At 64.8% G+C, this 20,368-nt stretch carries 19 protein-coding genes; 13 read left to right on the top strand and 6 right to left on the bottom strand.

Going from position 1 to position 20,368, the window contains the following annotated elements:
- Nucleotides 1-79: 79 nt before the first annotated feature.
- Together IFT65_RS12530 and IFT65_RS12535 are read right to left on the bottom strand one after the other, a co-directional pair.
- Complete coding sequence (locus tag IFT65_RS12530; RefSeq protein ID WP_192081710.1) at nucleotides 80-556, bottom strand: DUF2442 domain-containing protein; 477 nt, start codon at nucleotides 554-556, stop codon at nucleotides 80-82.
- Nucleotides 553-783 carry a DUF4160 domain-containing protein gene (locus tag IFT65_RS12535; RefSeq protein ID WP_197974116.1) on the bottom strand — a complete coding sequence of 77 codons (231 nt, stop codon included), beginning with the start codon at nucleotides 781-783 and terminating at the stop codon, nucleotides 553-555. Before IFT65_RS12535 ends, IFT65_RS12530 begins: the two co-directional genes overlap by 4 nt.
- 668 nt (nucleotides 784-1,451) lie before the next feature.
- Here IFT65_RS12535 and cyoA point away from each other — a divergent pair.
- From cyoA to cyoD, 4 genes are read left to right on the top strand one after another with little or no spacing between them, the layout of a single operon-like run.
- Nucleotides 1,452-2,498, top strand: a complete 1,047-nt coding sequence (gene cyoA, locus IFT65_RS12540; RefSeq protein WP_192081711.1) for a ubiquinol oxidase subunit II — start codon at nucleotides 1,452-1,454, stop codon at nucleotides 2,496-2,498.
- Between the two features lie 2 nt (nucleotides 2,499-2,500).
- Complete coding sequence (gene cyoB, locus IFT65_RS12545; RefSeq protein WP_188326543.1) at nucleotides 2,501-4,498, top strand: cytochrome o ubiquinol oxidase subunit I; 1,998 nt, start codon at nucleotides 2,501-2,503, stop codon at nucleotides 4,496-4,498.
- Nucleotides 4,495-5,133: a cytochrome o ubiquinol oxidase subunit III gene (gene cyoC, locus IFT65_RS12550; RefSeq protein ID WP_188326544.1), complete on the top strand. Its 639-nt coding sequence runs from the start codon at nucleotides 4,495-4,497 to the stop codon at nucleotides 5,131-5,133. The genes cyoB and cyoC overlap by 4 nt, the downstream gene beginning before the upstream one ends.
- The gene (gene cyoD / locus IFT65_RS12555; protein ID WP_188326545.1) at nucleotides 5,133-5,477 is read left to right on the top strand and encodes a cytochrome o ubiquinol oxidase subunit IV; all 345 of its coding nucleotides are present in this window, start codon (nucleotides 5,133-5,135) and stop codon (nucleotides 5,475-5,477) included. The genes cyoC and cyoD overlap by 1 nt, the downstream gene beginning before the upstream one ends.
- A gap of 182 nt (nucleotides 5,478-5,659) precedes the next feature.
- On the opposite strand, the gene IFT65_RS12560 is transcribed toward cyoD, so the two are convergent.
- Nucleotides 5,660-7,717, bottom strand: coding sequence for a bifunctional diguanylate cyclase/phosphodiesterase (locus IFT65_RS12560; protein ID WP_192081712.1), 2,058 nt, complete (start codon nucleotides 7,715-7,717; stop codon nucleotides 5,660-5,662).
- Between the two features lie 178 nt (nucleotides 7,718-7,895).
- On the opposite strand from IFT65_RS12560, the gene radA reads away from it, so the two are divergent.
- The gene (gene radA / locus IFT65_RS12565) at nucleotides 7,896-9,278 is read left to right on the top strand and encodes a DNA repair protein RadA (protein ID WP_188326547.1); all 1,383 of its coding nucleotides are present in this window, start codon (nucleotides 7,896-7,898) and stop codon (nucleotides 9,276-9,278) included.
- 150 nt (nucleotides 9,279-9,428) lie between these two features.
- Here radA and ccsA read toward each other — a convergent pair whose 3' ends face one another.
- A complete protein-coding gene (gene ccsA / locus IFT65_RS12570; RefSeq protein WP_188326548.1) occupies nucleotides 9,429-10,226 on the bottom strand; it encodes a cytochrome c biogenesis protein CcsA in 798 nt (265 codons plus the stop codon).
- A gap of 245 nt (nucleotides 10,227-10,471) precedes the next feature.
- Here ccsA and ffh point away from each other — a divergent pair, with 245 nt between their 5' ends.
- The 7 genes from ffh (at nucleotide 10,472) to IFT65_RS12605 (ending at nucleotide 15,411) form a co-directional block, all read left to right on the top strand.
- Nucleotides 10,472-11,848: a signal recognition particle protein gene (gene ffh / locus IFT65_RS12575; protein WP_188326549.1), complete on the top strand. Its 1,377-nt coding sequence runs from the start codon at nucleotides 10,472-10,474 to the stop codon at nucleotides 11,846-11,848.
- A 13-nt stretch (nucleotides 11,849-11,861) separates the two neighbouring features.
- Nucleotides 11,862-12,677, top strand: coding sequence for an aminotransferase class IV (locus IFT65_RS12580; RefSeq protein ID WP_192081713.1), 816 nt, complete (start codon nucleotides 11,862-11,864; stop codon nucleotides 12,675-12,677).
- 112 nt (nucleotides 12,678-12,789) lie between these two features.
- Nucleotides 12,790-13,050, top strand: coding sequence for a 30S ribosomal protein S16 (gene rpsP, locus IFT65_RS12585; protein ID WP_188326551.1), 261 nt, complete (start codon nucleotides 12,790-12,792; stop codon nucleotides 13,048-13,050).
- Nucleotides 13,051-13,093: 43 nt separating this feature from the next.
- Nucleotides 13,094-13,606 carry a ribosome maturation factor RimM gene (rimM, locus tag IFT65_RS12590; RefSeq protein ID WP_188326552.1) on the top strand — a complete coding sequence of 171 codons (513 nt, stop codon included), beginning with the start codon at nucleotides 13,094-13,096 and terminating at the stop codon, nucleotides 13,604-13,606.
- Nucleotides 13,606-14,379 (top strand): tRNA (guanosine(37)-N1)-methyltransferase TrmD, encoded by a 774-nt coding sequence (gene trmD / locus IFT65_RS12595; protein WP_192081714.1) that lies wholly within the window; start codon nucleotides 13,606-13,608, stop codon nucleotides 14,377-14,379. The genes rimM and trmD overlap by 1 nt, the downstream gene beginning before the upstream one ends.
- 158 nt (nucleotides 14,380-14,537) lie before the next feature.
- Nucleotides 14,538-14,942: a 50S ribosomal protein L19 gene (gene rplS / locus IFT65_RS12600; RefSeq protein WP_188326554.1), complete on the top strand. Its 405-nt coding sequence runs from the start codon at nucleotides 14,538-14,540 to the stop codon at nucleotides 14,940-14,942.
- 88 nt (nucleotides 14,943-15,030) lie between these two features.
- A complete protein-coding gene (locus tag IFT65_RS12605) occupies nucleotides 15,031-15,411 on the top strand; it encodes a DUF6404 family protein (RefSeq protein WP_188326555.1) in 381 nt (126 codons plus the stop codon).
- 416 nt (nucleotides 15,412-15,827) lie between these two features.
- Here the strand turns inward: IFT65_RS12605 and IFT65_RS12610 are convergent, their stop codons facing one another.
- On the bottom strand, nucleotides 15,828-17,315 hold the full coding sequence (locus IFT65_RS12610; protein ID WP_192081715.1) for an MATE family efflux transporter: 1,488 nt from the start codon (nucleotides 17,313-17,315) through the stop codon (nucleotides 15,828-15,830).
- A gap of 178 nt (nucleotides 17,316-17,493) precedes the next feature.
- Between IFT65_RS12610 and IFT65_RS12615 the strand changes: the two genes are divergently transcribed.
- Nucleotides 17,494-17,901: an RNA-binding S4 domain-containing protein gene (locus IFT65_RS12615; protein ID WP_192081716.1), complete on the top strand. Its 408-nt coding sequence runs from the start codon at nucleotides 17,494-17,496 to the stop codon at nucleotides 17,899-17,901.
- A gap of 165 nt (nucleotides 17,902-18,066) precedes the next feature.
- Here IFT65_RS12615 and katG read toward each other — a convergent pair whose 3' ends face one another.
- On the bottom strand, nucleotides 18,067-20,304 hold the full coding sequence (gene katG / locus IFT65_RS12620) for a catalase/peroxidase HPI (RefSeq protein ID WP_192081717.1): 2,238 nt from the start codon (nucleotides 20,302-20,304) through the stop codon (nucleotides 18,067-18,069).
- Between the last annotated feature and the right edge of the window lie 64 nt (nucleotides 20,305-20,368).

The raw sequence follows: 20,368 nt of genomic DNA on the forward strand, positions 1-20,368 counted from the left end.
GCATTGCCTGAGGCGCGCCGCCATGGTCTGCCACGCAGGGCATCGCGCTTGCTGCGCCTTTTTTCACGCGCAGTCAAAATCACGCTGCGTTGTACTGCAGCGCGTCCTGCACGCCGCGTACGTCGACGACCTCCCAACCGATCATCGCGAGCCCGATTGAGCGGGGTACAGGCTTCTGACCGCTACGGTAGTAGGCGAGCATGCGTCGGCTGATCCCGAGCGCGTCGGCAGCGGCGTCCAGCGACATCCTGTGACGCGCCATCCAAGTGATGATCTGTTGGTGGGAAAAGCCCCCCGCCTGCTCAACGGCAAGGGCGCGCAGGGTATCACTCGGCAGGCTGAGCTGGTCGTCCGCGTCGAAGACGACGCCCAGTTTCCACTCGTCCAACGCCGCACGCTGGAAAACGCGACGAGCGCGCAGACGCTGAAGTGTAGGGTGGCGTTCAATGACATCGGCGAGGTCGACCACCGCTTCGAATCCATCGGCATAAGCGAGATGCAGCTTGCAGCCATCCCTTGTTGCCACGTGCCTGAGGCTGAAATGCGTCTGTTTCATGGATTGAGTTCTCGCCAACGCGCCGCAAGCAATTGGATGTTGCTCTCGGCCCAGATGACTGCTTCAGTCAACTCACGTCGAGAAACGTGACCGGAAAGTAACGCCAGACCCTGGATGACCATCAACGCTTCGCGACCATCGCGCGTTCGTACGTGGAAGTGGGGCGGTGGATGGTCGGCGGCGTACATGGTGATGGTGCAGCTGCCAAGTCTGGCGACGGTAGGCATCGCTAGGTGCCGCCATACGATTGATACATCGAAAGCGGTGCAACTATTGCACTATAGCGGTGGGCTGTCCAGCGCTGCACTGTCCGTGGGCCTTGTCTGCGGTGTAGAGACTCTGCTCGGCTGAGCCAACTCGCCGCCATCGGGAAATGCCGTTCCGGACAGTTCCCAGCGCACTTCGCAACTTTCCTCATGTACGCCTGTGTCGCCGATAGACAGGATGGGTGTGCTGGAAGCAGCTCCTCCAGCCGGCAATGGCCGTTTCGCTTCCGTCAGGGAGCGGTCATTGCCTTTTGCCCTCCTTGTTCGGGCACGGCGGATGGTGCGGCGGCTACCCGGTTCGGGGCTGGGCGTTGCATGGGGTCTTCCCGATCCGCCGTTTTTTTTCCGTTGCAGGGGATGGAGGTTGCGGGTAGGGTGCCGTGTGGCTCCTCTCGTCCAACCCGGCTGAATGCCCCAAAAAACGACGCTGCGACAACGTGTCGCATGCCGAAAACGTCGAATTCTGCGTCAGATCAATGTCAATGGCTTTCTTAAATGGTCGGTGACGGCCTAAACTTGAAAGGCTGACTCTCCCCCGTTCTCCGAACCCGTCGATCCTTGGCAGGTCGGGCCGGCTTTTGCCGGACTGGGCAGGGCGGGGTGGCATTCCCTCGCAATTGGATCGACCGATGATTCCGTTGAAAACCCTTGGACGCTGTTTGCGTCCGGGCCTGCTGTTCGCACTGGCGGTGTTTCTCACCGGCTGCAACACGGCCATCCTGAATCCGAAGGGCCAGATCGGCCAGGATGAGAAGACCCTGCTGATCACGGCTGTCGTGTTGATGCTGCTGGTCGTCGTCCCGGTCATCATCATGACCCTGACGTTCGCCTGGAAGTACCGCGCTTCCAACACCAAGGCCCGTTACGAGCCGAACTGGTCGCATTCCACCGCGATCGAAGTGGTGGTCTGGTCGATCCCCTGCATGATCGTGCTGGTGCTGGCCGTGCTGACCTGGCGCTCCTCGCACGCGCTGGACCCGTATCGCCCGATTGAATCGGACGTCAAGCCGGTCGTCATCGAGGCGATCTCGCTCGATTGGAAGTGGCTGTTCGTCTATCCGGAAGAAAAGATCGCCGTGGTCAACGAGATCAAGTTCCCGGTCGATACCCCGCTGAACTTCAAGATCACGTCCGATACGGTGATGAATGCGTTCTTCATTCCGCACCTGGGCAGCATGATCTACTCGATGGCTGCGATGGAGACCAAGCTCCACCTGATCGCCAACGAGACCGGTGAGTTCCCGGGCATGTCCTCGCACTACAGCGGCGCGGGCTTTGCCAAGATGCACTTCACGGCCCATTCGGTCACCGAGCCGGAATACCGTGCATGGGTGGACCAAGTGCGTGCCGAGCAGGGCAACAGCCTGAACAAGGACACGTTCAAGGCGCTGGGCGAAGAGCGCAATTCGGACTGGCATCCGGTCACCTACTACGGTCAGGTGGAAGAAGGCCTGTTCGACTGGGTCATCGCCAAGCACATGGGCGATAACAAGCACTACGGCATGAAGCACGCGCACCCGGGTGCCGCTGCAGCCGATGCGGGCACGCAGGAAGAGCATGAGGGCCACGCCCCCATGGACGACCACGAGTCCAAGGCGTCTGGCGAGAACCTCGACGCCAACACCAACGAACACGAGCACGCGGGCCACGCCGGCCACGAGGGCTCGGGAGAATGAACATGCTGGGTAAGCTCTCTATTGAGTCGATCCCCCACGATCCGATCGTCCTGACGACGTTGATCGGCGCGATGCTTGGCGGTCTGGGCGTTGTCGCCCTGATCACCAAGTTCAAGCTGTGGGGCTATCTGTGGAAGGAGTGGTTCACCTCGGTGGATCACAAGAAGATCGGCGTGATGTACCTCATCGTCGCCTTCGTCATGCTGCTGCGTGGTTTCTCCGACGCGATCATGATGCGTACCCAGCAGGCGCTCGCCGTCGGCGGGTCCGAGGGCTACCTGCCGCCGCATCACTACGACCAGATCTTCACCGCCCACGGCGTGATCATGATCTTCTTCGTGGCGATGCCGCTGATCACCGGCCTGATGAACCTGGCCGTGCCGCTGCAGATCGGTGCGCGCGACGTCGCGTTCCCGTTCGTGAACTCGCTCAGCTTCTGGCTGTTCGTGTCCGGTGCGGTGCTGATCATGCTGTCGCTGTGGATCGGCGAGTTCGCCGCTACCGGCTGGCTGGCGTTCCCGCCTTTGTCCGGCATCGAGTACAGTCCAAGCGTCGGCATGGACTACTACATATGGGGTCTACAGGTCGCAGGCCTGGGCACCACGCTGAGCGGCATCAACTTCTTCATTACCATCCTGAAGATGCGTACGCCCAGCATGAAGCTGATGCAGATGCCGATCTTCACCTGGACGGCGCTGATCACCAACATCCTGATCGTCGCCGCCTTCCCGGTGCTGACCATCACCTTGGTGCTGCTGACCCTGGACCGTTACCTGGGCACGCATTTCTTCACCAATGACGGTGGCGGCAACGCCATGCTGTACATCAACCTGATCTGGATCTGGGGTCACCCGGAAGTCTATATCCTGGTGCTGCCGGCCTTCGGCGTGTTCTCCGAAGTGATCGCCACGTTCTCGCGCAAGGCGTTGTTCGGCTACAAGGGCATGGTGTACGCCACGGCCGCCATCGGCGTGCTGTCCTTCATCGTGTGGCTGCACCACTTCTTCACCATGGGCTCGGGTGCCAACGTCAATGCCTTCTTCGGCATAACGACGATGATCATCTCCATTCCCACCGGTGTGAAGATCTTCAACTGGCTGTTCACCATGTTCCGCGGTCGCGTGCACTTCACCACTCCGGTGTTGTGGACCATCGGCTTCATGATCACCTTCGTCATCGGCGGCATGACCGGCGTGATGCTGGCGATCCCGGCCATCGACTTCGTGCTGCACAACAGCCTGTTCCTGATCGCCCACTTCCATAACGTCATCATCGGCGGCGTGGTGTTCGGCATGTTCGCCGGCATCACCTACTGGTGGCCGAAGATGTTCGGCTACAAGCTCAACGAGTTCTGGGGCAAGTGTGCGTTCTGGTGCTGGTTCATCGGCTTCTATGTGACCTTCATGCCGATGTACGTGCTGGGCTTCATGGGCATGACCCGTCGCCTGCAGAGCACGGTCAACCCGGCCTACGAGCCGCTGCTGCTGATCGCTGCGGGCGGTGCCTTCATCGTCGGTGCCGGCATCCTGTGCCAAGTCATCCAGATCTTCATCTCGGTCCGCGACCGCAAGAAGAACATGGACCTGACCGGCGATCCGTGGGATGCCCGTACGTTGGAGTGGGAAACCTCTTCGCCGCCGGCCTTCTACAACTTCGGTACGCTGCCGCAGGTCACCGAGCTGGACGATTTCTGGGCCCGCAAGCAGCGCGGTGAAGCCTGGCCGAAGCCGGCCAAGTACACCGACATCCACATGCCGCGCAACACCGGCACGGGCGTGGTCATCGGTGCCTTCAGCATGGTGTTCGGCTTTGCGATGATCTGGCACATCTGGTGGCTGGCGATCATCGGACTGGTCGGCATGATCGGCACGTTCATCTACCGCACCTTCGACAAGGACGTGGACTACTGGGTCCCGGCTGCCGAGGTGGAGCGCATTGAAAACGAACACCGCAAGCACCTGGTTGCCCAGGGTCTGGTGAAGTCGGAGCTGAAGGCATGAGCACCCATACCCCTACCGTGAACCACGGGCACGCCGCACACGCGGCGGCCCATGGCCATGACGACCACGAGCACCACGACACCGGCGGCAACACCGTCTTCGGTTTCTGGGTGTACCTGATGAGCGATTGCCTCATCTTCGCTTCGCTGTTCGCCACCTACGTGGTGCTGGTCGGTGGTACCGACGGCGGCCCCGGCCCGGGTGATCTGTTCGAGCTGCCGTTCGTCGCGTGGGAAACCGCGCTGCTGCTGACCTCCTCGCTGACCTTCGGCCTGGGCATGATCGCCATGCACAAGAACAAGGTCGGTCAGCTGTACCTGTGGCTGGGCATCACCTGGCTGCTGGGCTTCGGCTTCATGTGCATGGAAGTGTGGGAGTTCAACCACCTGATCCATCAGGGCTACGGCCCGGACCGCAGTGCCTTCCTGTCGGCGTTCTTCGCCCTGGTCGGTACCCACGGCCTGCACGTGAGCGCGGGCCTGTTGTGGCTGCTGGTCATGTTCATCCAGGTCAAGCAGAACGGCCTGACCCCGACCAACAAGACCCGCCTGGCGTGCCTGAGCCTGTTCTGGCACTTCCTGGATCTGATCTGGATCGGCGTGTTCTCGGTCGTCTACCTCAACGGAGCGCTGTAATGGCACATGACAACGCACACGACCACGCGCATGGCACCGGCGGCGAGAGCCACGGCAGCGTCAAGTCGTACCTGATCGGCTTCGTGCTGGCGGTGATCCTGACCGTCATCCCGTTCTGGGTGGTGATGTCGGGTGACTTCTCGCGCACCGTCAGCGGTGTGGTGATTGCCGTATCTGCGGTCCTGCAGATGCTGGTCCACCTGGTGTTCTTCCTGCACCTGGACCGCTCGTCGGAGAGCCGCTGGAACGTCAACGCGGCGGTGTTCACCGTCGTGGTGATCGGCATCATCGTCGCCGGCACCCTGTGGGTCATGCACAACATGAACGTGCACATGATGCACTGACGTCCAGTCGACGTTGCCGCAGAACGCGAAAGGCCACCCCTCGGGGTGGCCTTTTGCTTTGGGTGATGGGCTTCATCGGTTTGGGACGAGCAGCCGACTGAAGTCGGCTCTACCGTGCATGGTGCCTGGTGTGTTCATCGGTAGCGCCGAGCCATGCTCGGCGAGCGCAGCGGCCCGGTGGCTCATCCCACCTTGCGCAGGAAATCCTCGGCGGCCATCGGCCTGCCCAGGTGATAGCCCTGCAACTGGTCGCAGCCCAGGTTGCTCAGGTAATCGCGTTGGCCCGCCGTCTCCACGCCCTCGGCCACCACTTTCAGCTGCAGCGAACGGCCCAGCGCCACGATCGATGACACGATGGCCGCGTCTTCCGCGTTCTGCTCCAGGTCGCGCACGAAGGCGCGGTCGATCTTCAGTTCGGTCGCGGGCATGCGCTTGAGGTACAGCAGGCTGGAATACCCCGTGCCGAAATCATCGATGGAGATCCGCACGCCCAGCCTGGTCAGCGCATTGAGGATCTGCAGGCTGGTTTCCACGTTTTTCATCGCCGTGGTTTCGGTGATCTCCAGCGTCAGCCGGTCCGCCTCCAGGCCGTGCTTCTGCAGCGTCTCTTTCACCGTTTCCACCAGGCCGGGGGCGGCGAACTGCAGCGGGGAGAGGTTCACTGCCATCGTCCAGTGCGGATGGCCGGCGTCGTGCCACGCACGCAGCTGCGCACAGGCCTGGTCCAGCACCCAGTCACCGATCGGCAGGATCAGCCCGCTGCGCTCTGCGATAGGAATGAAGACATCCGGTCCCAGCATCCCCAGCTCCGGGTGCTGCCAGCGCAGCAGGGCCTCGGCGCCCACGGCCGGTGCGCCGGAGGCCATGAACTTCGGCTGGTAGTGCAGCAGCAGTTCGCCGCGGTCGGTCGCGCGGCGCAGGTCCTGCAGCAGCCGCAACTGGCGGTTCGCACTGACCTGCATCGATGGCGTAAAGAACGTATAGCCGTTCCGTCCGCCTTGTTTGGTGTGGTACATCGCCGCATCAGCATTGGCCATCAGCTGGCGCTCGTCGTTGGCATCGTCGGGATACAACGCAATGCCCAGGCTGGCAGTGACCTGCAGTTCGGCCGACTCGATGCTGAAGGGTTTGCCCACTGCGGCAATGATCCGCTCTGCCACCACCACCGCATCGTCCGGTTCGTCGACGGGCAGCACGATCACGAACTCGTCCCCGCCCAGGCGCGCCAGGGTGTCCTGCGGTCGCAACAACGAACCGATGCGCTGGCTTACCTTCACCAGCAGGCGGTCACCCAGCTGGTGGCCGTAGGCATCGTTGACGGTCTTGAAGCCGTCCAGGTCGCAGAACATCACCGCGACGCCATGGTGGCGGCGGCGCGCCTTTTCGATGGACTGTTCGATGCGATCCTGCAGCAACGAGCGGTTCGGCAGCTGGGTCAGCGGGTCGTGCAGGGCGGCCTGCAGCAGCTTGTCATTGGCCCGTTCCAGCGACTCGGCCAGCAGGCCGGTGCGTTCGCGCATCTGCCGGTCGAACAGCGAGGCCACCAGCGCAATGCCGATGGTGCCCAGGGTGGTGACGATCACCAGCACCGCCAGCCACTGCGCATCGATGCCGCCATCGATCACCGCGCCGCACAGGCTGTCGGCGGGGAAGCGCGCGGCGGCCATGCCGGTGTAATGCATGCCGACGATGGCCACGCCCATCACCAGCGAGGCCAGACCACGCAGGCTGCGGGTGTTGCGCCGCTCGGCGCGCAGGCGGAAGGCGATCCACAGCGCCGCACCGGCGGCTCCGATGGCTATCAGGATGGAGGCGGTGAACCACAGCGGGTCGTAGTCGATGCCCGGCTGCATGCGCATCGCCGCCATGCCCAGGTAATGCATGGTCGCGATGCCCAGCCCCAGCAGCACCGCGCCGGCGACAAGGCGATGGGTCGGCAGCAGGGGGCGTGAGACCAGCCACAGCGCGTATGCGGAAGCGCCCACTGACACGGCCAGCGAATAGAACGTGATGGCCAGGTCGTAGCCGATCGGGATCGGCAGCTTGAAGGCGAGCATGCCGATGAAGTGCATCGACCAGATGCCCAGGCCCATTGCCGTCGCCCCGCCGGCCAGCCACCAGCGCGCCACGCGCCCTTGGGTTGTCGCGAGTCGTCCGGCCATGTCCAACGCGGTATAGGACGCAAGGATCGCGACCAGCAGCGAGAACAGGACGAGGCTCTGGCTGTAGCTGCCAGTCATGGGGAATCCTTGGGAAACGTGGGGGTGCGGGCAAAGCGGCGCGTATCTTATCGACCGGTCCGGCTTCAACCTGAGCGCGGCCTCACACGACGGGTCAGGTGACGGTCAGGTCGCCCGGTCGCAGCACCTGCGACGGCGCTCGGCTATGCTCGCCGTCCAACGCGCAACCGGAATCATCATGGCCAAGAGCCGTACCGCCTACGTCTGCAGCGAATGTGGCGCCGACTACAGCAAATGGCAGGGTCAGTGCACCGAGTGCAAGGCCTGGGACACGCTGTCGGAGATCGTCGTGGAAAGCGCCGCCGCTGCCGGCGCACCGGCGTCACGGCGCAGTGGCTGGGCCGGCAAGATCGACCCGCCGAAGGTCACCGCGCTGAAGGACGTGGCGCAGACCGACCACATCCGGGTCAGCACCCGTATCGGCGAGTTCGACCGCGTGCTCGGCGGCGGCCTGGTGGAAGGTGCGGTGGTGCTGGTCGGTGGCGATCCCGGCATCGGCAAGTCCACTCTGCTGCTGCAGGCGGTGGCATTGATGGCGGCCGAGTTGCCGGTGCTGTATGTCACCGGCGAAGAATCGCTGGCACAGGTGGCCGGCCGTGCGCACCGTCTGGAACTGCCGCTGGAAGGCGTGAACGCGCTGGCCGAAACCTGCGTGGAAACCATCCTGCAGCATGCCGGCAAGGCCAAGCCGCGGCTGATCGTGGCCGACTCGATCCAGACGCTGTGGACCGAGTCGCTGACTGCCGCACCGGGATCGGTCAGCCAGGTGCGCGAGAGCGCCGCGCGGCTGGTGCGCTTTGCCAAAGAGACGGGCACGGCCGTGTTTCTGGTCGGGCATGTCACCAAGGAGGGCGGCATCGCCGGGCCCCGCGTGCTGGAGCACATGGTGGATGCGGTGTTGTATTTCGAGGGCGAGAGCGGCAGCCGCTTCCGCCTGCTGCGGGCGTTCAAGAACCGCTTCGGCGCGGTCAACGAACTGGGCGTGTTCGCGATGGGCGACAAGGGCCTGAAAGAGGTCTCCAACCCGTCGGCGATCTTCCTGTCCGGCGGCAGTACGCGCCAGCCCGGTTCCTGCGTGATGGTGACCCGCGAGGGCACCCGCCCGCTGTTGGTGGAGGTGCAGGCACTGGTGGACTCCTCCCCGCTGTCCAATCCGCGCCGCGTGGCGGTGGGGCTGGAACAGAACCGGCTGGCGATGCTGCTGGCGGTGCTGCACCGCCACGGTGGCGTGGTGGTGGGCGACCAGGACGTGTTCGTCAACGTGGTCGGCGGCATCCGCGTGCAGGAAACCGCGGCGGATCTGCCGGTGCTGCTGGCGGTGCTGTCGTCCCTGCAGGATCGCGCGCTGGCGGAAAAGACCATCGCCTTCGGTGAGGTCGGGTTGTCCGGCGAGATCCGTCCGGTGCCCAATGGCGAAGACCGCCTGCGTGAAGCGGCGACCCACGGCTTCAAGCGCGCCATCGTGCCCAAGGCGAACGCGCCGAAGGGCGGGGCAGTGAAGGGCATGGAAGTGATCGCCGTGGAGCGGCTGTCCGAAGCGCTGGAAGCCGCTGCGCAGTAGCGGTAGCGCCGCGCCATGCTCGGCGAGCGCAGCGGCGCACTTCGCGGTTTGCGTGCGGCGAGGGTGTCCGCCGAGCATGGCTCGGCGCTACCGGGTCATCGCGTGTCGCGGCCGCTCGGTAAGGAATGCGTGGGCATACGGCCCGATGCTTTACCGGGTCGTATGCCCGAATACCAGTTCGATCACGAACTGGCTGCCGAAGAACGCCAGCAACAGCAGCAGCATCGCGCTGAGGGTCCAGTGCACGGCCTTCAGCCCACGCCAGCCGTAACGGCGACGGCCAATCAGCAGCACACCGAAGACCAGCCACGAGAGCACGCTGAGCACCGTCTTGTGCACCAGCTTCTGTGCCAGCAGGTCATCGACGAACAGCACGCCGGTGACCAGCGTCAGGGTCAGCAGGGCGAAGCCCACGGTGATCACCCGGAACAGCAGTGATTCCAGATCGGCCAGCGGCGGCAGGGCGCGCAGCCACGGGCGGAACTCGCGGCGGCGCAAGGCGCGTTCCTGCAGCCACAGCATGATGGCCAGCAGGGCGGCGATGCTCAGCGTGGCGTAGGACAGCAGGGCCAGCCAGGCATGGCTGGCCAAGCGCCAGCCCAGCTCCCGGCTTGGTTCGTGTCCATAGCCGTGATACGCGGCCAGCAGCAGCGCGGCCAAGGGGAACACGACCACGCCGAGCGCCGCCATGCGCCCGCGCGCACCGACCAGCGAGGTCAGGCCGGCCATGCCCAGGCCCACCAGTGAGAGTGCGGCAAAGAAGTGCATGTCCGGACCGCCGGCATTCTGCAGCGCCACCTGCACGTGGTAGCCCGCATGCAGCAAGGTGGCCGGCACCGCCGCCCACACCCAGCCGCGACCGGGGCGGGGCGCATCGCTGCCGACCGCGCGCACCAGCATCACGGAAGCGGTCAGGTAGAGCAGGGCAGCGATGAGAACGATTGTCATCGTAGAAGTTTCGCACACCCCCAGCACAGTAGCGACGACCCGTCGGTCGCACCCGGGCCGGCGGCACCGAGGCCCTGAACCCCGGTAGCGCCGACCCATGGTCGGCGAGCGCGAAGCGCGGCCCGCGTCGGGCATCACAATCCCGCACAGAGTCCCCCAAGCACGGCCCGGCGCTACCGGTCCCGTTTCCCGGACCGGCTATACTGTATGCCTCATTGTTCCCCGTTCCAGACAGGTTGCATCGCATGTTCGAGTCCCTGACCCAGCGCCTTTCCGGCACCATCGAGCGCCTGCGTGGCCGTGGCCGCCTGACCGAGGAAAACATCCGCGACGCTACCCGCGAAGTACGCATCGCGCTGTTGGAAGCGGACGTTGCCCTGCCGGTCGTGCAGGCCCTGATCGAGCGCATCAAGGAGCGCGCGGTCGGCCAGGAAGTGTTGAAGTCGCTGACCCCGGGCCAGGCGCTGATCAAGGTCGTCCGCGACGAGCTGACCGCGGTGATGGGCGCTGAAGCGAGCGAGCTGAACCTCAATGTGCCGGCGCCGGCGATCATCCTGATGGCCGGCCTGCAGGGTGCGGGCAAGACCACCACGGTGGGCAAGCTGGCCAAGCACCTGAAGGAAAAGCGCAAGAAAAAGGTGATGGTGGTGTCGGCCGACGTCTACCGTCCGGCCGCTATCGAGCAGTTGAAGACGCTGGCCGACCAGGTGGGTGTGCTGTTCTTCCCGTCCAGCGCCGACCAGAAGCCGGAAGCGATCGTCCGCGCGGCCATCGACGATGCGCGCAAGTCGTTCGTCGATGTGCTGATTGTCGATACCGCCGGCCGACTGGCGATCGACGAAGCGATGATGGCCGAGATCAAGGCCCTGCACGCAGCGGTCAATCCGGCGGAAACCCTGTTCGTGGTCGATGCCATGACCGGCCAGGATGCGGCCAATACCGCGAAGGCCTTCGGCGATGCGCTGCCGCTGACCGGCGTGGTGCTGACCAAGACCGACGGTGATGCGCGTGGCGGTGCCGCGCTGAGCGTGCGTCACATCACGGGCAAGCCGATCAAGTTCGTTGGTGTCAGCGAAAAGCCCGACGGCCTGGATGTCTTCCATCCCGACCGTATCGCCAGCCGCATCCTGGACATGGGCGACGTGCTGTCGCTGGTGGAGCAGGTTGAACAGCAGGTCGACAAGGACAAGGCCCAGAAGCTGGCCGAGAAGGTCGCCAAGGGCAAGAAGTTCGACCTCAACGACATGCGTGACCAGTTGGAGCAGATGCAGAACATGGGCGGCATCGGCGGCCTGATGGACAAGCTGCCGGGCCTGGGCCAGATCCCGGAGCACCTGAAGCAGCAGGTCAGCCAGGGCAAGGAAGTGCCGCGGATGATCGCGATCATCGGCTCGATGACCAAGAAAGAACGCCGCAATCCGGGCCTGCTCAACGGTTCGCGCCGCGCCCGCATCGCGCGCGGCTCGGGCACCCAGCCGTCTGACGTGAACAAGCTGATGAAGCAGTACATGCAGATGGAAAAGATGATGAGCAAGATGGCCGGCGGCGGCATGAAGGGCATGATGCGCAGCATGAAGGGCATGATGGGCGCCATGGGCGGCCGCGGCCTGCCGTTCCGCTGATCATCGCCCGGTGATGAGCGCGGTCTGGTGCAACGGTGAGCCGGCAGACGCCGCCGCGTTGTCCGCCGCGCTGGTCAATTACGGCCACTTCACATCGCTGCAGGTGCGCGATCGCGCGGTGCAGGGATTGGACCTGCACCTGCACCGACTGGTGCAGGCCACCGGCACGCTGTTCGGCACGACGCTGGAGGCGCAGCAGGTGCGGCGCTGGATGGCGTATGCGGTTGAACACGGGGAGATGGCGGACGCTTCAATGCGGGTCACCGTATTTTCCCGCGCCTTTGATTTCCGCGATCCTTTGGCTGCCGTGCCGGTGGACGTCCTGGTGGCCGTGGGGGCGCCGGTGCAGTTGGCCGCCGTGCGCGCGGTGCGCAGCATCGGCTATCAGCGTGAGCTGCCGGCCCTGAAGCACGTGGGGACGTTCGGCCTGTTCCAGCAGCGGCGCGATGCCATGGCAGGCGGCTTCGACGATGCGCTGTTCCTGACCGCGGATGGTCTGGTCAGTGAAGGCACCACCTGGAATGTGGCATTCCTCGATGGCGAGCAGCTGGTGTGGCCGCAGGCGCCAGCCTTGCGCGGTACGGCCGAGGCACTGCTGCAGGCGCATTGGCAGGGGCCTCAGGTGCAGCGCGCCTATCACGCGGCGGAACTGGCCACGGCCACAGCGGCGTTTGCCTGCAACGCGAGCGGCATCTGGCCGTTGGGTGGCATTGATGGGCGTCTGTTGCCGGATTCCATCGCCTTGGCCGAGCGTGCCCGGAGCGTCATGGCCGCCGTTGCCTGGCAATCACTGGCCGAGCGGGCGGTGCCGTCCCGCCCTCCGGCCTGACAGCCCATTCAGCCCGGAAAGGTCCGCTGGGGTTGGCGCGGACGAAAGCTGCCGCTATAATCGCCGGCTTACCGCGCCATCCTGGCGACTGGGTTACATAGGAAAATACACCATGGTCAAGATTCGACTGACCCGCGGCGGCGCCAAGAAGCGTCCCTTCTACCACATCATCGTGACTGACGTCCGTAGCGCCCGTGATGGCCGCAACATCGAGCGCGTTGGTTTCTACAACCCGGTTGCCCAGGGCGCCGAGAAGCGTATCGAGCTGGACCTGGCCCGCGTTGACCATTGGGTCAAGAACGGCGCCCAGCCGACCGACAAGGTGCGCAACCTGATCAAGGAAGCGTCCAAGTCCCAGGCCGCTGCGGCCTGATCATGAAGGGCCGCGCCCCGCGCGGCCCGTCTGGCCTACGCAGATGAAAGATATCGAGCGCCGGATCCTGCTGGGCAGGGTTGCCGGCGCTTTTGGTGTGCGCGGCGAAATAAAGCTCGAGTCGTTTACCGAGCCACGTTCCGCCATTTTCAATTACCAACCGTGGATCGTGCGCAGCCCCTCGGGGCAGGAATCGACGCTGACCGGCGTGCGCGGACGCGACACCGGCAAGCATCTGATCGCACGGTTCCCCGACGTCGACGACCGCGATGTGGTCGAAGCGATGCGTGGCACCGAGGTCTACGTGGCCCGCAGTGCGCTGCCGCCGCCGAAGCCCGATGAGTATTACTGGGTCGATCTGGAAGGCCTTGACGTGAAAACCGTCGAGGGCGTGTCGCTGGGTCAGGTGTCGCACCTGTTTTCCACCGGCTCCAACGATGTGCTGGTCACCCGCGGCGACCGTGAACGGATGATTCCGTTCGTGCTGCCGGAGTTCGTCAAATCGGTGGACTTCGACGCCAATCTCGTCGTGGTCGACTGGGATCCCGACTTCTGATGCGGTTCGACGTCATCACGTTGTTCCCTGAATTCCTCGCCCAGTCCGCTGGGCTGGGCGTGGTCGGACGGGCACAGGAAAAGCAGCTTTTCAGCCTGCATGGCTGGAATCCGCGTGATTACGCCGAAGGCAATTACCGCCGGGTGGACGACCGTCCGTTCGGTGGTGGCCCCGGCATGGTGATGTTGATCGAACCGTTGCAGGCGTGTCTGGCGGCGGTGCGGGCGGCAGATCCGACGCCGGCGCGGCTGATTTACCTCAGCCCGCAGGGACGGCCGCTGACCCAGTCCAAGGTGCGGGAACTGGCGGCGTTGCCGCGGATGATCCTGCTCTGCGGCCGCTATGAAGGCATCGACGAACGTTTCCTGCAGGGCGAGGTCGACGAGGAAATATCCCTCGGCGACTACGTGCTGTCGGGCGGCGAGCTCGGTGCCGCCGTGATCATCGACGCGGTTGCCCGGCTGCAGGAGGGGGCGTTGAACGACGCCGAATCCGCCGCCCAGGACAGCTTCGAAGGGGAACTGGGCCTGCTCGATTGCCCGCATTTCAGCCAGCCGGCCCAGCATCCACTGGGAAATGTGCCGGACGTGCTGCGGTCAGGCAATCACGCGGCCATCGCTGCCTGGCGGCGCCAGCAGTCGCTGGTACGCACTGCACAGCGGCGGCCGGAGCTGCTGGACGAGGCCACCTTGTCCAAGGCGGATCGCAAGCTGCTGGAGCAGGGCAGGCAGGAGCTGGCCCGCCAGGTCCCGCCAACGGATCAAAACCCCTAGCGCGCTGGCCCCGGAGTGGGCTAGAATCGCGGATTACCTCGGCCGTTCACCGCCGACGTGCACTACACATAACAAACGTGCAGCACAGTCCAGTGACTGCATGAGCCCTACGTTGTCAATCGACACGCCCACCCGAACATACGAATCGGTGTAACCCAATGAGCAAGCTGAACAAGTCCATCCTCGCAGATTTCGAATCTGCCCAGATCACCCGTGAACTGCCGAAGTTCAGCCAGGGCGACACCGTTGTCGTCAACGTGAAGGTGAAGGAAGGCAACCGCGAGCGCGTGCAGGCCTATGAAGGCGTTGTCATCGCGACCAAGAACGGCGGCCTGAACTCCGCATTCACCGTCCGCAAGATCTCGCACGGCTACGGTGTCGAGCGCGTTTTCCAGACCCACAGCGCCATCATCGACTCGGTCGAAGTGAAGCGTCGTGGTAAGGTCCGCGCCGGTAAGCTGTACTACCTGCGTGGCCTGGAAGGCAAGGCTGCCCGCATCAAGGAAGATCTGGCTGCTGCTGCGCAGGCCAAGGCCGCGCGCCTGGCTGCCAAGGCTCAGTAATACCTGTCGACGACTTCGGTTGTCGCCGCAACGGCCGCCTTCGGGCGGCCGTTTGCGTTTGGGTGGCGGGAGCCGCTATGTTCCGGGGATGAATGCACAACCTCCCCTGATTCCCGAACATTACCCACCGCAGGTGCAGCGCGCCCTGCAGAAACTGGATGCCGCCGGTGCGAAACGCGCGATGTCCGCACCGCCCCTCTATCGCCTGTTCTGGCGACTGGGCTGGGACGTGGCACCGCCGGTGCTGGCCAGCTTCGCCACCAACGTGCTCACCACCGGCTTGTGGTTCGGTGCCGGCTGGGGACTGGCGATGTGGCTGCTGTTCTGGCGCACCACCGGCATGACCGGCGCCACGATGGTGGCCGCGGGATTGCTGGCGGGGCTGTTGTTCGGCGTCTGCATGGCCTTGCTGCTGCGCTACCAGCGCCAGCGCCTTGGGCTCCCGTTGTGGAGCGAAATCAACCACTGAGATCGCGCCGCGCCCTGTGATGCGGCGGGGTATATCGGCGCGGCGGGATATATCGGCGCGGCGGGGCAAATCGACGCGGCGGGATAAATCGGCGTGGCGGGGATGAATCGACGCGACGGGATAAATCGGCGCGGCGGGATAAATCGGCGCGGCGGGGCAAATCGACGCGGCGGGATGAATCGACGCGGCGGGATGAATCGGCGCGGCGGGATAAATCGACGCGGCGGGATGACTCGACGCGACGGGATGATTCGTGCCTCGGTAGAGCCGACTTCAGTCGGCTGCTTTTCGATGGAGCAGCCGACTGAAGTCGGCTCTACCCGATCCGGGCATGGAGCAGCCGACTGAAGTCGGCTCTACCCGGACCAGGATCCGGATCCGGGGGGCGCGGGCGGTAGTGGCGTGCCACCGGCGGCTCAGCGCGGTGGGGCGGCCGGGGACACGGCCGTCGGTGCCGCCATCTCCAGCGCGGCATCCGGGTCGGCGACCGGGGACGGCGGGCTGGCCGGGACCTCGGCGGGCGTGCCGTGTGCCGGGGTACCCATCATCCGTGCCTTGCGCCAGCCACCCCAGCGGTAATACGCCAGCGACAGCAGCATCGACACCAGCGAACTGGCCGGGAAACTCCACCAGATCGCATCCACGCCCAGATAGGGCTGCAGCAGTTCGGCGAAGGGCACGCGTACGCCCCACAACGACCCGGCCAGGATCAGCAACGGCGCCAGCACCGCGCCGGTGGACCGCACCACGCCGGAGATCACGAAGCTGACACCGAAGAACAGGAACGACCACACTGCGATGTGGTTGAGGTGGCGCGCGGCCTCCAGCGCTTGGCTGCCGTCGGGCAGGAACAACGCCAACGTGTAGCGGTCGAGCAGGATCAGCGGGGCGATCAGCACGCCGGTCATCAGGAAATTGAACAGCACGCCCTGCCGCGCGGTGGCGCGCACCCGTCCCCACTGCAGCGCGCCCACGTTCTGCGCGGCCATCGACGAACACGCCGCGCCGATCGCCATCGCCGGCATCTGCACATACGTCCACAGCTGCAGTGAAGCGCCGTAGGCCGCTGCGGTATCGGTGCCGTACTGGTTGACCATGGTCATCAACATGATCATCGACAACGAGATCAGTACCATCTGCAGGCCCATCGGCACGCCCTTGACCACCAGCGCTTTCAGGATCGGCAGGTCCACTTTGAACAGCGCCATATCCTTGCGACCCAGCCACAGCACGTGGCGCTTGTGGCGCATGTACAGCAGCAACGCAATCAGCGACAGGGTCTGCGCGATCAGGGTCGCCCACGCGGCGCCCGCGATGCCGAGCTCGGGCAACGGGCCCAGGCCGAAGATCAGCAACGGGTTGAACACGATATCCAGCGCGACCGAAACCAGCAGGAAGCGGAACGGCGTGCGCGAATCGCCCGCACCGCGCATGGCGGCGCTGAGGAAGGCGAACGCGTACAGCGTGGGCATCGCCAGGAAGATGACTTTCAGGTAGGCCTCGGCCAGGGGCAGCGACTCGGCCGGCGTGCCCATGGCGGAAAGCAGCGGATGCGCAAGGAACCAACCGGCCACCGCGATCACCACCGACAGGCCGATGAAGAAGGTGGCGCTGGTGCCCATCACCCGACGCGCCTGGCTGATGTCCTTGGCGCCCATGGCCTGCCCGATCAGGATCGTCGATGCCATGCCGATGCCGAAGACCGAACCGATCAGGAAGAACATGATGTTGTTGGCGTTGGCTGTCGCCGTCAGCGCGGCCTCGCCGAGGAAGCGCCCGACCCAGACCGCATTCACCGAGCCATTCAACGACTGGGCGATGTTGCCCGCCAGGATCGGCAGCGAGAACAGCAGCAGGTTGCGGCCGATCGGGCCGGAGGTCAGGTCAAGGGGCGCTTTTGCCATGGACTGGAGATCGAACGGACGTGCGCGAACACTAGCACTTGGCGGGTCTGCAGGATGTGGCGGTGAATCATTCACCGATGGGTACTGCAGGCAGCCGGGCGAACCTTGATTGCTGGAGGGAAGCCCGCATGTCCTGAGCACAATCACCTTGAATCCGCGAACGGAGCAACCCCTGTCGATGACCGAGCTTTCCCTGCCGCAGCCCAGCGTCCGTCTCGACATCTGGTTGTGGGCGGCACGCTTCTTCAAGACCCGCAGCCTGGCCAAGCAGGCGGTGGACACCGGCAAGGTGGCCGTGGCCGGACAGCGACCGAAGTCTTCACGTGCGGTGCGCGTGGGTGAGCAGCTGACGATCGAGCGGGGCGAGGAGCACTTCGAGATCGCGGTGGCCGCGCTCAGTGATCAACGCGGGCCGGCGACCGTGGCGCAGCAGCTGTACGTCGAAACCGAGGCGTCCAAGGCGCGGCGTGCCGAGAAGCGCGCACTGCGCATCGCTGCGCGTGATGGCTACCAAGCGCCGGAACACAAGCCGGACAAGCGGGCGCGCAAGTTGATCCGTGCCCTGGGTGATCTGGACGCTATCTAGCAGTCATGGCGTCAATCGCATAGGTCAGGAACCGACGCTTCTACCTATGACGTGGCCGTAATGGAACTGCATCATGGGCGCGCGCCGCTTCAGCGAACGCGCTCGCCCGGCCTTGCCGACAGGTACCGGCATCACACCGGTACCTGTCGTCCGCACTGCGCAGGCTTACGCGTGCAGGTCGTAGCGGTCCAGTTCCATCACGCGCGTCCAGGCGGCGATGAAATCCTGCACGAACTTCTTCTGCCCGTCGTTGCTGGCATATACCTCGGCAAGCGCACGCAGCACCGAGTGCGAGCCGAACACCAGATCCGCACGGCTTGCGGTCCAGCGCGTGGTGCCGCCGCTGCGGCTGATGCCTTCATAGCCATCGCCTGCAGCCTTCCAGTGCGTGCCCAGGTCCAGCAGGTTGACGAAGAAGTCGTTGCTCAATGTGCCCGGCCGGTCGGTCAGTACGCCGTCCTTGCTGCCGTCCACCGTCGTGCCCAGCACGCGCAGGCCACCGACCAAAGCGGTGAGTTCGGGCGCGGTCAGGGTCAGCTGCTGCGCCTTGTCGATCAGCAGTGATTCGGCTGGGACGCTGTAACGGCCCTTCAGGTAGTTACGGAAGCCATCGGCCGCCGGCTCCATCACCGCGAACGAGTCGACATCGGTCTGTTCCTGGCGGGCATCGGTACGGCCCGGGGTGAACGGTACGCTGACGTCATGGCCCCCCGCCTTGGCGGCCTGCTCGATGCCGACACCGCCAGCGAGCACGATCAGGTCGGCCAATGAAACCTGATGGCCACCCTGGCCATTGAACTCGGACTGCACCGCTTCCAGTGCGGCCAGCACCTTGGCGAGCTGCTGCGGCTGGTTGACCGCCCAGTCTTTCTGCGGGGCGAGGCGAACACGCGCACCGTTCGCGCCACCGCGCTTGTCGCCGCCGCGGAAGGTCGATGCCGAGGCCCACGCGGTGGACACCAGCTCGGCGATGCTCAGGCCGGTCGCGCTGATCTTCTGCTTCAGCGTGGCGATGTCCTTGGCATCGATATGCGGCTGCGTTGCGGCCGGCACCGGATCCTGCCAGACGAATTCTTCGGCCGGGATCTCCGGCCCCAGGTAGCGTGCACGCGGCCCCATGTCACGGTGGGTCAGCTTGAACCATGCACGTGCGAACGCATCGGCGAAGGCCTGCGGGTCGGCGAGGAACTTCCGCGAAATCTTCTCGTACGCGGGGTCGAAGCGCAGCGCCAAATCGGTGGTGAGCATGCTCGGACGGTGCTTCTTCGACGGATCGAAGGCATCGGGAATGACCGCCTCGGCGTCCTTGGCCACCCACTGGTGCGCGCCGGCCGGACTCTTGGTCAGCTCCCACTCGTATTTGAACAGGTGCTCGAAGAAGTCGTTGCTCCACTGCGCCGGCGTGCGCGTCCACGTCACTTCGAGGCCGCTGGTGATGGTGTCGCCGGCCTTGCCACTGCCGTAGCGGTTGCGCCAGCCCAGGCCCTGGTGTTCCAGATCATCCGCTTCCGGTTCAACGCCGACATTGTCGGCCGGGCCGGCACCGTGCGTCTTGCCGACCGTATGGCCACCGGCGATCAAGGCCACGGTTTCTTCGTCGTCCATCGCCATGCGGCCGAACGTATCGCGGATGTCATGCGCGGCGAGAACCGGATCCGGGTTGCCGTCCGGACCTTCCGGGTTGACGTAGATCAGACCCATCTGCACCGCGGCCAGCGGGTTTTCCAGCTTACGCGAATGCACATCGCCATCGGCATCGTCATCGGACACCAGTACGCCGCCGGCTTTCTCCACGCCTTCCGACCCGTGCTTGTAGCGCTCGTCACCGCCCAGCCACGTGGTTTCGCGACCCCAGTAGACGTCCTGGTCCGGCTCCCAGCTGTCCGCACGACCGCCGGCAAAGCCGATCACCTTGAAGCCCATGGACTCCAGTGCGACGTTGCCGGTGAGGATGAGCAGGTCAGCCCAGGAGATGGCCTGGCCGTACTTCTGCTTGATCGGCCACAGCAGGCGGCGTGCCTTGTCCAGGCTGACGTTGTCCGGCCAGCTGTTGAGGGGAGCGAAGCGTTGCTGACCCCGGCCACCACCACCGCGGCCATCGCCGACGCGATACGTGCCCGCGCTGTGCCACGCCATACGCACGAACAGGCCGCCGTAATGGCCGAAGTCGGCCGGCCACCAGTCCTGCGAATCGGTCATCAGCTGCGTGAGGTCGGCCTTGAGGGCGGTGTAGTCGAGCTGATTGAACGCTTTGGCGTAATCGAACTGCGGATCGAGCGGATTGGAGCGCGCGGAATGCTGGTTGAGCAGGTCAACGCGCAGCTGCTTGGGCCACCAGTCCTGATTGGTGGTGCCTTCCCCAGTGACGGCATGGTTGAAGGGACATTTTGCTTCGCTTTTCATGGGTAGCTACCTGTGTACTGGCGAGGAGGATCGACCTGACCAACCTAAGCACGTATGCGCAATC

The organism is Stenotrophomonas sp. CFBP 13725 (genome assembly GCF_014841935.1).
Lineage (GTDB): Bacteria > Pseudomonadota > Gammaproteobacteria > Xanthomonadales > Xanthomonadaceae > Stenotrophomonas.